This is a genomic window from Paenarthrobacter sp. NPDC091669 (genome assembly GCF_044756725.1).
GTDB lineage: Bacteria > Actinomycetota > Actinomycetes > Actinomycetales > Micrococcaceae > Arthrobacter > Arthrobacter bambusae_C.
In genome coordinates, this window is record NZ_JBIVTK010000002.1 from 488,258 (window position 1) to 501,349 (window position 13,092).

General features: G+C 63.6%; 13 protein-coding genes. 4 read left to right on the top strand and 9 right to left on the bottom strand.

Annotation, left to right across the window (positions count from 1 at the left end; all coding sequences use genetic code 11):
- Positions 1-18 precede the first annotated feature (18 nt).
- Genes zapE through ACIQLI_RS05245 form a run of 4 tightly spaced genes read right to left on the bottom strand, consistent with a single transcriptional unit; the run spans position 19 to position 3,154 of the window.
- On the bottom strand, positions 19-1,191 hold the full coding sequence (zapE, locus tag ACIQLI_RS05230; RefSeq protein WP_400385673.1) for a cell division protein ZapE: 1,173 nt from the start codon (positions 1,189-1,191) through the stop codon (positions 19-21).
- Positions 1,188-2,183: a magnesium/cobalt transporter CorA gene (gene corA, locus ACIQLI_RS05235; protein WP_400385677.1), complete on the bottom strand. Its 996-nt coding sequence runs from the start codon at positions 2,181-2,183 to the stop codon at positions 1,188-1,190. Before corA ends, zapE begins: the two co-directional genes overlap by 4 nt.
- A 10-nt stretch (positions 2,184-2,193) precedes the next feature.
- A complete protein-coding gene (locus tag ACIQLI_RS05240) occupies positions 2,194-2,619 on the bottom strand; it encodes a DUF1761 domain-containing protein (RefSeq protein ID WP_400385681.1) in 426 nt (141 codons plus the stop codon).
- 10 nt (positions 2,620-2,629) lie between these two features.
- Entirely contained in the window at positions 2,630-3,154 is a 525-nt protein-coding gene (locus ACIQLI_RS05245) for an Lrp/AsnC family transcriptional regulator (protein ID WP_400385684.1), read from the bottom strand.
- 173 nt (positions 3,155-3,327) lie between these two features.
- Between ACIQLI_RS05245 and ACIQLI_RS05250 the strand changes: the two genes are divergently transcribed.
- Positions 3,328-4,563 carry an MFS transporter gene (locus ACIQLI_RS05250; RefSeq protein ID WP_400385687.1) on the top strand — a complete coding sequence of 412 codons (1,236 nt, stop codon included), beginning with the start codon at positions 3,328-3,330 and terminating at the stop codon, positions 4,561-4,563.
- 9 nt (positions 4,564-4,572) lie between these two features.
- On the opposite strand, the gene ACIQLI_RS05255 is transcribed toward ACIQLI_RS05250, so the two are convergent.
- From ACIQLI_RS05255 to ACIQLI_RS05265, 3 genes are read right to left on the bottom strand one after another with little or no spacing between them, the layout of a single operon-like run.
- Complete coding sequence (locus ACIQLI_RS05255) at positions 4,573-5,079, bottom strand: Lrp/AsnC family transcriptional regulator (RefSeq protein ID WP_011775479.1); 507 nt, start codon at positions 5,077-5,079, stop codon at positions 4,573-4,575.
- A gap of 54 nt (positions 5,080-5,133) precedes the next feature.
- A complete protein-coding gene (locus ACIQLI_RS05260) occupies positions 5,134-5,775 on the bottom strand; it encodes a TMEM175 family protein (RefSeq protein ID WP_400385691.1) in 642 nt (213 codons plus the stop codon).
- Positions 5,776-5,806: 31 nt separating this feature from the next.
- Entirely contained in the window at positions 5,807-7,078 is a 1,272-nt protein-coding gene (locus ACIQLI_RS05265) for an MFS transporter (RefSeq protein ID WP_400385694.1), read from the bottom strand.
- Positions 7,079-7,159: 81 nt separating this feature from the next.
- On the opposite strand from ACIQLI_RS05265, the gene ACIQLI_RS05270 reads away from it, so the two are divergent.
- Positions 7,160-8,134, top strand: coding sequence for a LysR substrate-binding domain-containing protein (locus ACIQLI_RS05270; protein ID WP_400385697.1), 975 nt, complete (start codon positions 7,160-7,162; stop codon positions 8,132-8,134).
- On the opposite strand, the gene ACIQLI_RS05275 is transcribed toward ACIQLI_RS05270, so the two are convergent.
- Positions 8,109-9,167 carry a nitronate monooxygenase gene (locus tag ACIQLI_RS05275; RefSeq protein ID WP_400385699.1) on the bottom strand — a complete coding sequence of 353 codons (1,059 nt, stop codon included), beginning with the start codon at positions 9,165-9,167 and terminating at the stop codon, positions 8,109-8,111. The two genes, ACIQLI_RS05270 and ACIQLI_RS05275, sit on opposite strands and share 26 nt — an antisense overlap.
- A 41-nt stretch (positions 9,168-9,208) precedes the next feature.
- Here ACIQLI_RS05275 and ACIQLI_RS05280 point away from each other — a divergent pair, with 41 nt between their 5' ends.
- Positions 9,209-10,144 (top strand): BadF/BadG/BcrA/BcrD ATPase family protein, encoded by a 936-nt coding sequence (locus tag ACIQLI_RS05280; protein ID WP_354230662.1) that lies wholly within the window; start codon positions 9,209-9,211, stop codon positions 10,142-10,144.
- A 64-nt stretch (positions 10,145-10,208) separates the two neighbouring features.
- Here ACIQLI_RS05280 and ACIQLI_RS05285 read toward each other — a convergent pair whose 3' ends face one another.
- Positions 10,209-11,240: a pirin family protein gene (locus ACIQLI_RS05285; protein ID WP_400385702.1), complete on the bottom strand. Its 1,032-nt coding sequence runs from the start codon at positions 11,238-11,240 to the stop codon at positions 10,209-10,211.
- A 50-nt stretch (positions 11,241-11,290) separates the two neighbouring features.
- Between ACIQLI_RS05285 and ACIQLI_RS05290 the strand changes: the two genes are divergently transcribed.
- Positions 11,291-13,087, top strand: coding sequence for a beta-galactosidase family protein (locus tag ACIQLI_RS05290; RefSeq protein ID WP_400385705.1), 1,797 nt, complete (start codon positions 11,291-11,293; stop codon positions 13,085-13,087).
- Positions 13,088-13,092 lie beyond the last annotated feature (5 nt).

The following is a 13,092-nucleotide window of genomic DNA, read 5'->3' on the forward strand; positions in this document are numbered from 1 at the left end:
CATGTGGCCGTCGGAAGCTCAGCTTCCGGCGGTCTCTTCTTTGTGTAGAGCACTTTCCACGTCACCGTGGTGCTCTGACCGTCCCAAGAGGGACAAACGACTCGCTATCCGCGCCAGATCCACCGGCAAAGCCGAATGATTACTGTCGGGTGCGTCGATGTCCCATTCCAACGGTCCCTCCCCGATCAGGAACAGCGTGATGTCCTGGTCGTGCAGCACATCCACCACATTGCTGAACCGCTGCCAGGAGGGTGCGGATGACGAATCACTTCCTGCAGGGGAGGGAACGTCGTCGATCACCCACGTTTTATGGGTCTCCGCCAACACCAGGAAGTCCGCTGTTGAGGTGAGCCCGCCGCAGAGCTCCTCGAAACCGACCCAGAGCACATCGGGGTCTGAATTCCTGACCACAATCGGCTGGGTTGTCGGCTGCAAAACGCGGCTTTGTGACGGTGCCGGCCTGAAAAGGCCAAGGCGCCCCAGCTGCCTGGGCGTGCCGGGGCAGATGATCCGACCTGAGCGGAACGCTGCGGACCCCTTGGCAGGAGCAGTTCCGGCGGCCGGAAAACGGCGGAAATCCGTGGGCCCCTCGATCTCCACGATGTCCATCATCTCTTCGATGGCCTCGATGGTGGGGAGGAAATGGTCGTGCCAGAGTGGATTGGGCAGGAGGTTGTCCGGGGCGTAGTTCGAGGTCACCACCAACGGGATGCGCCGTTGCGCAGCGGTCCGCAACAACCGGGCAATGAACATGCCATCGCCAACGTCATGGACATGGAATTCGTCGAAGAACAGCACGTCGATGCCGTCCAGCAATGCATCCACAGACTGCTGGATGGCTGTTCCGTTGCCGGTCTCGAAACCATGGGTTCCGGTGTGCAGCCTGCGGAAGAAGTCGTGGAAGTGGACACGCCGTTTCCGGGCGTCCACCCGTCCGTAGAAGCTGTCCATCAGCCACGTCTTGCCGCGGCCCACCGGTCCGTGGAAGTACAGGCTCCGCGGCGGCTTACGGGATAGCGCCCGACGACGGCCCGTCAGTTGGGCGCCGAAGGCCGCCAACCGCTCGGCTGCTTGCCGCTGACCGGGCTCAAGCGCAAACCCTGCCTGTCCGGCGTCGTGCTCCATCCCCGCCAGTAAAGCGCGGGCAGTGTCCCGCGCAGAGCGGGGAACAGGCCTCAACAGAGGCGTCACAGCCAGCCTTTACGCTTGAAAATGACGTACATGAGCAGGGCTGCACCGACCATGAGCCCCACCGCCAAGGGGTAGCCAAAGTCCCAATGCAGCTCCGGCATGTGGTCGAAGTTCATCCCGTACACGCCTGCCACGAAGGAGGGTGCAAAGAGGATGGCAGCCCAGGAGGAGATCTTCTTGACTTGCTCGTTCTGCGCGGCGCTGGCTTCGTTCTGGCGGTTGGCAGTCAGCGTGCCATCCAGGGTCAGTGCGTTCTGCAGGAGGTCCCTGAACGAGTTCACGCGGGAGATGACGCGCTGGACATGGTCCTCGACGTCGCGGAGGGAGCGCTGCAACTCAATGTCCACGCCATATTTTTCGAATCCCTTTTCCAGCAGCGCCATCATGTCAGGGAGGGGCTGGATGGCCCGTTGGAACTGGATCACTTCACGGGCGAGCTCGTAGATGCGGCGCGACACAGTGCTGTCGCCGCTGAAGAGCTGGTCTTCGATCTCATCGATGTCGTTCTCTAGACCTGCCACTACCGGCGCGTAGTCATCCACCACTTGGTCCAGGAGGGCGTAGAGCACGGCTTCGGGCCCATGGCAGAGAAGGTCCGGACGTGTCTCCAACCGGTAGCGGACCCGGGCCACTCCGCCGGTTTCAGCGTGCCGGATGGTCACCACAAAGTTAGGTCCGGTGAAGATGTGCAGCTCGCCGAACTCCACCGTCTCGGTTTCATCGAGGTACCTGGCTGGGCGGAGGACAGTGAACAGGTTGTGGTCATACCGCTCAAGCTTGGGCCGCTGATGTGCCGAGACAGCATCCTCCACGGCGAGCTCGTGGAGGCCGAATTCCTGCGCGACGGCGGCCATCTCGTCCTTCGTCGGCCGATATAGGCCGATCCAGGCCATTCCGCCGTGTTCCGCCAGGGTCTCAAACGTCTGCTCGAGGCTGTGCGGGGTGGCTGTGCGGACGCCGTCTACGTATACGGCGTTATCAATGATGGTCACTGGTTGAACGCTACTGCATGGCTCCGATGATGACGCCCGCGATGGTCATGGCCGCGATGTCGTGGCCGGAATCGATGACGGTCACCGCGAAGGGGCGTCCGGCGAAGCCGTTGTGGATGACGTGTCCGCCGGCGCGGATCACCAAGGCCAGGATCAACGCGAAGAATCCGCCGGCCCAAAAAGTGTTGATTTCCAGCGCGCTGATGAGGACTGCCAAGAGAATGCTGGTCAGCGCTGCGGCCACCATCATGGGAACCCAGATGCCGGCGCCGCCCTCAATGTTCTTGAGGTCGTCTTCGGTTTTGTTGATCGCTTGCATCCACCTGCGTCCGAAGACGGCCGGCATGTACCAGACGAAGCCGATGACCATGCTTGAAACGAAGGCGAGGAGTGCAGCGAACCAGTTGATCTGGGAGATGTGTGAGAGCCAATCCATTCCTGAAATCCTAGTCTGTTTGAGCCAGCGTACCGGGGCTCTGACTCTCCTGCCTTGGCCGTGTTGGTGCTGCTGACATCCTTTCGATCAGTGGTTCAGTCCGGTACGGGATGTGCGTGTGCAGGGCCAGCACAGTTTCCGTCCGGATCACGCCTTTGGTGCGGAGGACCGATCGCAGCGCCGACTGCAGGTTGTGGGTGTCGGTTGCCACCACCCGGCACCAGAGATCGCCGCGGCCGGAGATTTCGTGGACCTCAAGGACCTGGGGGATCAGGCGCAGCGCGCCAATGACGCCATCGAGTTCACGGTGGGTGACTTCAATCGTCACGAAAGCTACGACGTCGTACCCCACCTTTTCGAGGTCTACCTCCCGTCCGGCGGCGTGCAGTACTCCGGACCGCAGAAGGCGCTTGACCCGGCTCTGGGCAGTGTTGCGCGCAATGCCCAAGGCGTCGCTCAGCTCGGCGATCTGGATGCGGGGATCCTTGATGAGTTCCAAGAGAATCTTCAGGTCCATGGGGTCAAGGGTGTTCAAATGGTCACTCCAGCTCACTTGGATCGATCAGGTTTGAGTTTTTTGCTCAATTATCAAGCTATTGCAGCATGTTCAGATCAACTCTGCTGCATTCTGTTGCCACCAACACTTAGTCGGACTGTGCTTCCCACAAGGAACAATCCAGGCCGGCCACCGAGCCCGAAGGCATGGAAATGACTGTCTTGAGCGAACTCCGCATGCGTCCGGTAACCGCCGACCGCTGGGGATGGGATGCCTCCACCACCGCCAGGCTGGTCTTGACCGGCGTCGTTATTTTTACGTTGCTGGTTGGCGCCAACCTGGCCACTCCGTTGTATCCCTTGCTGCAGGCCAGGCTCGGTATGACATCGCTGGACGTGACAGTGGCTTTTTCCAGCTACGTCCTTGCACTGGTGGGTGTCCTCATGGTGGCGGGCCACTGGTCTGACCACATTGGGCGTCGGGCGGCGCTGGTGTTGGCTGTCCTGGTCGGTTTGGTGGGTGGTGTGATCTTCGCCAACGCGGACACGCTGGGTGCCTTGTCCTTGGGGAGGGCACTCCAGGGAGTGGCAGTGGGGCTGGCCACCGGAGCCAGCTCAGCGGCCTTGCGTGAACTGTTGCCCCAACGGCCTGAGTGGGCCTCCCGATTCACTTTGCTCTCCTCGGCAGGTGGTGTGGCGGCTGGCCCCGCAATCGGCGGCCTCCTGTCGCTCTTGCCGGACCCCACGCGCACCCCGTACTACGTTCATTCGGCGGTGTTGATAGCTGCCCTTATACCCCTGTGGCTCCTCAAAGCCAGGCCAGCCATCGCTCCGGCGGAAGGCCCGAAGCCGCTGAAGGTCCTGGCCCCACGGAAGCCTTCCATCTCCCGTGATGCCCGCGGAGCCTTCTGGATGGCTGCTGCCACAGGTTTCCTCAGTTTCGCGGTGTTCGGCTTCTGCCTGTCATTGGCACCGGGGTACTTCGCCAGTGTGGTCCATGCAGACTCGCGGCCACTGATCGGCTTGCTGGCAGGAGTCACATTGGGCGCCTCGGCGCTGAGCCAGCTTTTGGGTGCCCGTGGCCGTTTTGTTGTCCCCGTGGCCTTGGCGGTCCTGGGTGTCTCGGTTGTCCTGGTGGGCGCTGCGGCCGCATGGTCAAGCCCGTGGTTGCTGGTGGCTGCGAGCATCACGGCAGGCATGGGTCAAGGCATTGCGTTCCGGCAGGTCTTCAATGAAGTTGCCGGAAAGGTTGAGGCTTCCCGCCATGCCCAGGTCATCAGTACCGTCTACGTCATCACGTACTTGGGAAGTGCCGTTCCGGTGATCGGGCTGGGACTGGCTGTCTCGGCACTCGGGCTGCAGGCCGCCGTCGCGGGTTTCACGGCCCTGTGCGGCGTTGCGGCGCTGACACTCGCGGCCATATCGCTGCGGAGCGCAGTGCGTTCCTGAGGTGGGCCTCTACTCCGGCAGCGGTCCGCGGTTGCCCGGGATGTGCTGGAAGACCATGGTGGTTTCCGTGTGGCCGACCACGGGATCCGTGGCGAGGTTGTCCAGGAGCCAATTGCGGAGGTCGTCGGTATTGGCGACGGCGATGTGCAGCAAGTAGTCAACGGAACCGGTGGTGTGGAACGTGGAGATCACCGCCGGAAGCTTCGGAACGCGGGCCGTAAAACGGTCAATCTGATCGCGGTCGTGGGCGCGGAGACGGACGGCGATGAGTGCCTGGACGGAGCGGCCGATGGCCGGCAGGCTCAACACGGCCTCAAAGCCTTCGATGATGCCTCGTTCGGAAAGGGCCCTGGTCCGCATGAGGGCCGTAGAGGGGGCGATCCCCACAAGCTCCGCCAGTTGTTTATTGGAGATCCGGGCGTCGTCCACCAACGCTGCGAGGATTCGTTCATCGATCGCGTCCAACGGCTCAGCGCTGCCCGTGCTTGACCGAACATTCTTCGTGGGGTTGCTCACGGATCCTCCTGAAATTGCCTTTCATCCATCCTAATCCGTGAATTCTTCAGGTGACTATCGTTTTGCCGGTGTCCGGCGGACCCGTCGCCTGTCCAGTCGTTGGAGTGGCTCACTGAGCAGCATCAGGAGCAGGGGCCAGTTGCCTGCGCCTGGAATGGCAACCGCCAGAATCAAGGCCGCCAGGAAGAGCCCGGAAACGATGCCGCTCGCTCGAATTCCTGACACCGATTCCGCGTCATCCATGGAGTGAAGGTCAGGATGGGACCGCAGATACGCGCGGGCCAGGAGGAGCATGAGGCTGGTGGCAAACAGGGTGCCGATGTAGATCAGCGGTTGGGCCCAGTCGGAGGGCATCTGGGTGGAGAGCGATGTAGCCACATGCATCACCACGATGGTGAACATCCAGGCCACCGTCAGCCACAACAGGCCCGGGTCAACATGCTTGACGCTGCGGAAGAGCTTGTGGTGGTGTACCCAGAACACGGCGATGAGGACGAAGCTCAGCACGAAGCCGAGCAAAGCGTACTGTTCGTCCGCCAACCATTGGGCCGTGGTGCCGTTGTGGTCTGCCAACTCACCCACGCTCTCCATCAGCGGAAGGATCAACAACGTCAAGGCAATCGCCACCACGGCATCCGTAAACGCCTGCAAACGCTCCGGTGACGACAGTTCCCGGCTTTTCGTGACCTGTGTCATGCCTCCGATTCTAGGGGCAGGCGGCTGGAAATCAGCGGGGGTGGCGTGGGGTGCGGTGCACTACCAAGGTAACTGCCGCCGTCGTGCACGAAAGGACGATGACGCTCAACGCCAAAGCCGACCAGCCGAACGCCTGGAAGGCCAAGCCACCGGCCCAGCCGATCACGCTGGATCCCAAGTAGTAGGACAGGTTGTACAGGGACGCTGCCTGCGCCCTGCCCGTAGTGGCGATGGCCCCCGTCCAGGCTGAACCAACGCTGTGGGCGGCGAAGAAGCCTCCTGTAAAAATCACGAGCCCGGCGAGGGTGGCTGCCAGGTTCTCCACCAACGTCAGCGCCAGGCCCGCGGACATGATGGCAATACCGGCCACCAGGACGTTGCGCCTGCCAAACCTCGTGGTCAGTCCGGCGGCCCACCGTGAGCTGACGGTGCCGGACAAATACGCCAGGAAGATCAGGCTCACTACAGTGGCGGGGAGCCCGAACGGCTCGGCGTGCAGTCGAAAGCCCAGGTAGTTGTAGACCGCTACGAAACCGCCCATGAGCAGGAAGGCCTGCAGGTACAGCGACACCAGTTTGGGGTTGCTCGAGTGCCCTTTCAACGTCGTGAGCGCGCCCCGGAATCCCAGCGCCGGGGCTGGACTAAAGCGTCGCTGCTTGGGCACGAGAACCAGGAACAAGACGGCGGACACGGTGGCCAGCAAGGAGACGGCCAAGGCCGCGGCGCGCCAGCCCCAGAGCTCGCCCACGGGGCCGGCCACCAACCGGCCGGCCAAGCCGCCCAACGTCGTCCCGGCTACATAGGTCCCGGCTGCCAACGCCGTGTGGACCTTGGTCACTTCCTCGTTGAGGTACGCGATGGCTATGGCGGGGATGCCGCCCAAAGCCATGCCTTCCAAGGTGCGCAGGGTCATCAACAACGGCACAGTGGGCGCCAAGGGAACCAGCAGCCCCAGCAGTGTCGCCACGGCGATGCCAATGGTCATGGCACGCACGCGGCCGATCCTGTCCGCCACGAACGACCACGGCAGCACAGTGATGGCAAGGCCTACGGTGGCAAGGGAAATGCTGAGAGCGGCCTCGGCTGCAGTGATCTTGAGGTCGTGGGCCATGAGGGGCAGGACAGCCTGCGTCGAGTACAGCTGGGCAAAGGTCGCGACTCCTGCCAGAGCCAGCGCTGCGAGGATCCGGCTGTAACCGCGGGAACCCTTGGCATGGCCGTCCCACGTTTCTGCGCTGCCGCTGGCGATGGTGTTGGTCACCCGGCAAGAGTAGGGCGCCTTTGACTCAGCTTTCCAATGCATGAGTTGCCTATGATTGATGCATCAGAGCATGAATCCGCGAGTGGCGACTTGGACGTGGGCTGCTGCCGAAGGGAGACCACCATGGAGCCGGACCACCACCAGCTCATTCAGCTTCTTCCGCTCCTGCCTGTCCTTGCTGAGCTGGGCCGGACGGAACACATGACCGAAACCGCGGAGATCCTTGGCGTCCCGCAGTCGACGGTGAGCCGTGCGGTGGCGAGAGCCAGTGCGATTGTGGGGGCTGACCTGCTGATCCGTGACGGCCGAGGCATCCGGCTCACCCCGGAGGCCAGGACGTTGCTGCCCTACATCGAAGCAGCACTGGAAAATTTCCAGGCCGGGCTGGACAGGGTCAGGCATGAGTCGGACGTGGTGAGGGGCCGCGTCGGAGTGTCGTTCCAACACACGTTCGGCGAAGCGACGCTTCCGCTGCTCATCAGCGCGTTCCGCGGGCTCCACCCCCACGCGGTCTTCGAACTCTGGCAGGGTCCCCGCGACGATTGCCTGAAGCAGTTGGCCAGCGGCGAGATGGACTTTGCGCTGACCGCACCCATTGCGCCCGAAGGCAAAGGCATCCGCTCCCTTCCGCTCTACCGGGAGCCACTCAGGGTGGTCCTGCACTACCGGCATCCCCTTGCCGGGCGTACCAGTGTGCACCTTTCAGAACTGCGCCACGACCCCTACATCACACTTCCGGCCGGGGTTGGCCTGCGGGCACTGGGCGAAGCACTCCTGCGTGAGGCAGGCTTCCGCCCGCGGATCGCTTTTGAAGTCCAGGAATCCACCTCGGCCCGCGGACTGGTTTCAGCAGGCCTGGGGTTCAGCATCCTTCCGCCCGCGGGTCCCGGGTCGGGAACGGGCCAGTTCCTTCCCAAAGCCGAACTTGGATTGGTTGAGGTGGCCATCGAATCAGACCTGGCGTTCCGGCAGATCGGTCTCGCCTGGCGGGAGAGAAGCTTCGAACCGGATGCTGTGCGGCTCTTCCGGGAACTGGTCGTCGCCGAGGGCGGTGAACTGCTGGCCGAACTTGTCAGAGCCCGTTCAGGTACTCCCTGACCACGTCGGTGGCAGATCCTTCCCGCGCACGCTGCCAGCCGGTCCCCGCCCAGAGGTTCAGGCGCTGCGGATCACCGGCCGCGGACGAGGCCGCCCTGACCGGTGCCGTGAGGTGGTGGATGGCAGGATAGCCCGCGGGCGCATCCTGATGGTCACGGACGAAGTCGTTGACCAGCGAGCGTGCCGGACGGCCGGTAAAGGCCCTGGTCATGGCGGTTTGCGTGAACCCAGGGTCACCCAAGGCATCCTTGTGCGGTTGCCGGGCACCGCTCTCGTCGGTCCGAACCAGGGCGGTCCCGATTTGGGCTGCTGACGCCCCGGCCGCCAGCACGTCACGCAGTCCGCGGCTGTCCATGACAGCCCCTGCCGCGATCAAGGGAAGTCCCACGGCGGCACGCACCTGGGCGACCAGTTCCGCCGTCGTCCCGGCTGCCTGGGTTCCGGCTCCCGTGGAGCCCGCTGCCTCCGGGGAGTCCGGCAGGAAGGCCGCCGTGTGCCCGCCCGCAGAAGTGTGCTGGACGGCGAGAGCATCCGGACCCTCTTCAGCGGCAGCCAACGCCTCAGCGACGCTGGTCACGCTGGAAATAACGGTCGTCCCGGCCTTCTGCAGCGCGGTCACTACCTGCTTGCCCGGAAGGCCGAAAGCGAAGCTGACGAACTCCACCGGGTCTGCGAGGAGGGCGTCGATCTTGTCCCGCCAGGCGTCGTCGTCATCAAGGCGCAAGGGAGGCAGGGTCACGCCATACCGGGCAGCCTCAGGCTCCAGCTCTGCCCGGTAGGCCTCAAGCCGTGCCACTGCCTCCGGACCGGGTGGGAGCTGGCGTGGGTCGGGGACAAAGACGTTCATGCCGAAAGGAATGCCGAGGGACCTGGCCGCTGCGATGTCGACGCTCATGGCCTCGGGGCTCTTGTAGCCGGCAGCGAGGAAACCCAGGCCGCCACCCTCATGAACGGCCCGAACCAACGCCGGCGTTGACGTTCCGCCCGCCATGGGAGCAGCAATAAACGGTGTGTTGAAAAGGGGATGTGGCATGGACAGTTTCTCCTCCGGACGCTCCAAGCTAGTCTTTCACGGTGAACAATCTTGACTCTGCCCAGCATTCCCCTGCCCCTTCGGAGGCCATGAGTGGAACGGTCATCGGGCTCGATATCGGCGGCACAAAGACCCGTGGCGTGCGGTTCCGGAATGGAGCGCCCGTCCGTGATGAAAGCGCCGGAAGTTCCAACGTGCAGAACGTCAGCAGGGAACAGGCAGCAGCCAACCTCGCCGAACTGTTCGGCAAAATCGGTGGCGGTGACATCGACGAGGTCTATGCAGGCGCCGGCGGGATCGACACCGAGGAAGACGCCCAGGCGCTCGCAGACCTGATCGCACCTCATGCGCCCGGGGCCCACATCACCGTGGTTCATGATTCCCGCCTCTTGTTGGCGGCCGGCGGTGCGAGTGCGGGCGTTGCCGTCATAGCCGGTACCGGCTCAGCTGCGTGGGGAAAGAACGACGCCGGGGAAGAGGCCCGGGCGGGCGGCTGGGGCTATCTCCTGGGCGACGAAGGAAGCGGCTATTGGCTGGGACGTGAGGCCGTTCGACACAGCCTGCGGCGAATGAACCAAGGCCTGGAGCCGGATGCGCTCAGCCGTGCGTTGCTGGACTCGTGCGGAGTGGAGGAACCCGGCAAGTTGATTGCCATGTTCCACTCACCGGACACCGGCCGCCGTTATTGGGCACAGCAGGCGAGGCTGGTTGTTGAAGCCGCCGACGCCGGAGACGACATCAGCAAGGCAATGGTGGAGCAGGCCGGCAGGGACCTCGCTGACCTGGCCCGGCAAGCCGTTCGCCAGTTGGGAATGGACGGTCCGGTAATCCTCGGAAGCGGTCTTGGCATGAACGTGCCGTTGCTGCAGGAAGCGTTCAAGGCCAAACTGGCTGAGGACGGGATTGTGGACGTCCGGATTCTTCAGCAGGACCCTGTGTTCGGGGTGCCGCGATTGGTGGCCGAGCAGCGCCGATAGTGGAGTTTTTGTACAGCTGATGCCCTTAAAGCGCGTGAATGAGGGCATCAGCTGTACAAAAAACTCAGCCCCGGGTTCTTGGGCGCAGCTTGACTCCAGGGAGCGGGGGAGCAGGTATGCGGCCTGCTTCCGGTCCGGCGTCGGGACCGTGTCCTTGGACGAAGCCGAAGCGGGAGGTGGCGGCAGCGGCGTCGTCGAGCAATCCCTCCGCCTCCCATTCCTCGCGGGCCTGTTCCACTTCTTCGTGGGTGCGCCCCACAAAGTTCCACCACATGAGCAGGTCTTCGCCGAACGGCTCGCCTCCAAGGAGCATGAAACGGGTGTCCGGTTCTGCCTCCACCGCAAGGCTGGTCCTGCCGGCACCGAGATAGGCCAGGGGCCCGGCCTCGATGTCCTGGCCGTCAATCACCACGCGACCGTCCAGGACCAACACGGCGTGCTCGAAGTCCGGACGCAAGGGCAGATCCAGGGATCCCGTACCCGTAACGTCAACTCCGACAATCGGGCTGAACATGGTGGCAGGGGAGCGTTGACCGGCAAATTCGCCCACCATGACGGTGGCGGTGAAGCCTTGGCCCGCAGCTACCGGCAGGTCCCGGACCTGCTCGAACGACGGCGCGCGGTGGCGGTGTTCTTCGGGCAGCGCAACCCACAGCTGCAAACCGCGGGAGATGGGGATTTCCTCCACCAGCGGGCTCGAACCGGCTGCCGTGGTGGCGGGCAGGACGGAGAACTCGGAGTGCGAGATTCCGTGGCCCGCTGTCATGATGTTCAGCTCGCCGGGCCGGACCACCACATCGCTGCCGACGCTGTCGCGGTGCCGGACGGCGCCTTCGAGGGGCCACGTGACCGTTTGCAGTCCACTGTGAGGGTGGGGGAGGACGCTCATGGCCACCCTGTCGGGGCCGAAACTATCCAGGAAGCACCAGGCACCCACGGTGGGCAGCCCGCGTTGGGGCAGCGTCCGGAAGACGTTCATCGCGCGGACTCCACCCAGGGGCACCTCACGTTCGGGCCATAGCTGAACGCAAGGCCCTTGACCTTCGTGGGCTGCCGGGCAAACCTCTTGCGCCGGAGAAGTATCAAGATTGGTCATGTGTTCATCACCTGTGCATAAATGTTGGAAATTGAGCTAATCTGTTCCGTGTGAACAACGCCCTCTTGAGCTACCACGACGCCGTCCTTTACCGTTCGGGTGAACCGTATCGTATCCTCGCCGGAGCCATCCACTACTTCCGGGTCCACCCGGATCTGTGGCAGGACCGTTTGCGTCGTCTCAGGGCGATGGGGGCCAATACTGTTGACACTTATATTGCCTGGAACTTCCACCAGCCTCAGCGCGATCAGGCCCCGGACTTCAGCGGCTGGCGGGACCTGGGACGGTTCATTGACCTCGCAGCGGAAGAAGGCCTGGATGTCATTGTCCGGCCCGGGCCCTATATCTGTGCCGAGTGGGACAACGGAGGCTTCCCCGCATGGCTGACCGGGACTCCCGGCATCGGCCTGCGATGCATGGACCCGGTGTTCACTGCGGCGATCGAGGAATGGTTTGACCACCTCCTGCCGGTCATCGCGTCGCGCCAGGCCTCGGCCGGCGGGCCTGTGGTGGCCGTGCAGATCGAGAACGAATACGGCAGCTACGGCGACGATCACGAATATATCCGGTGGAACCGGCGGGTCCTGGAAGAGCGTGGCATCACCGAGATGCTTTTCACGGCCGACGGCGGCAACGACTACTTTCTCGACGGCGGTTCGATCGAGGGGACATGGGCCACCGCAACGCTGGGAAGCCGGGGCGACGAGGCCATAGCCACCTGGCAGCGACGCCGGCCCGGAGAGCCGTTCTTCAACGTAGAGTTCTGGGGCGGCTGGTTCGATCACTGGGGTGAACTCCACCACCGCCGCGACGCCGATGATGCCGCAGTGGAAGCCCGCAAAATGCTGGACCTTGGCGGTTCACTCTGTGCCTACATGGCTCATGGCGGGACCAACTTTGGCCTGACTTCCGGCAGCAACCACGATGGCACCATGCTCCAGCCCACGGTCACCAGCTATGACTCCGACGCCCCTATCGCGGAGAACGGCGCGCTGACGCCCAAGTTCCACGCCTTCCGCAAGGAGTTCTTCCGTGCCCAGGGCATTGAAGATCTGCCCGAACTTCCCGTGGAGCTGCTGGCCGACGCTCCCGTGCTTCCGGCCCAATCGCTGCCGCTGTCCGGCGCCCCGGAACTGTTAGGGCTCCTTCGAAACCCGGAAGCGGCCGTCAGCAGCGTCAAGCCCCTCAGTTTCGAACAACTGGGACTCGACGCCGGCTTGGTCCTGTACAGCGCGGAAGCCATCCTGCCGGGACAAGCAGGGACGCCCACCGAAAGCCGGCTGAAGATCACCGGCCTGAACGACCGCGCCTATGTATGGGTGGATGGCGTTTTCGCCGGTGTACTGGATGACGTCAATGCCGCGGAAGGACTGGTTGTCACCGGCGCAGGGGTTTCCGCCCGGCTTGAGATTCTGGTGGAGAACCTCGGACGCATCAACTATGGCCCACTGACAGGTCAGGGCAAGGGCATTCTGGGCGGCGTCCTCATCAACCAGCGCTACACGTTCCACTGGACCCAGACTCCGGTGGCGCTGACCGATTGGACGCAGGAAAATCTGGAAGCCCTGGCCGGAGCTGACTTCGAGATTGGCGAGCCGGCCGATACCTACATTGCCTTGCCGGATTCCGGGAAGGGCTTCGTCTGGCTCAATGGCTTCCTGCTTGGCAGGTACTGGGAGAAGGGGCCGCAAGTGACCCTCTATGCGCCGGCTCCGTTGCTTCAGCCCGGCCGAAACACCATCAAGGTGCTGGAACTCGGCAAGCCGGGGACCGTCGTCGAACTTCGCGAAGCGCCCGATCTGGGACCTGTCGAAGCGGGGCCCATCGCGGCGGCCGAACTTCCGTAAAGGGT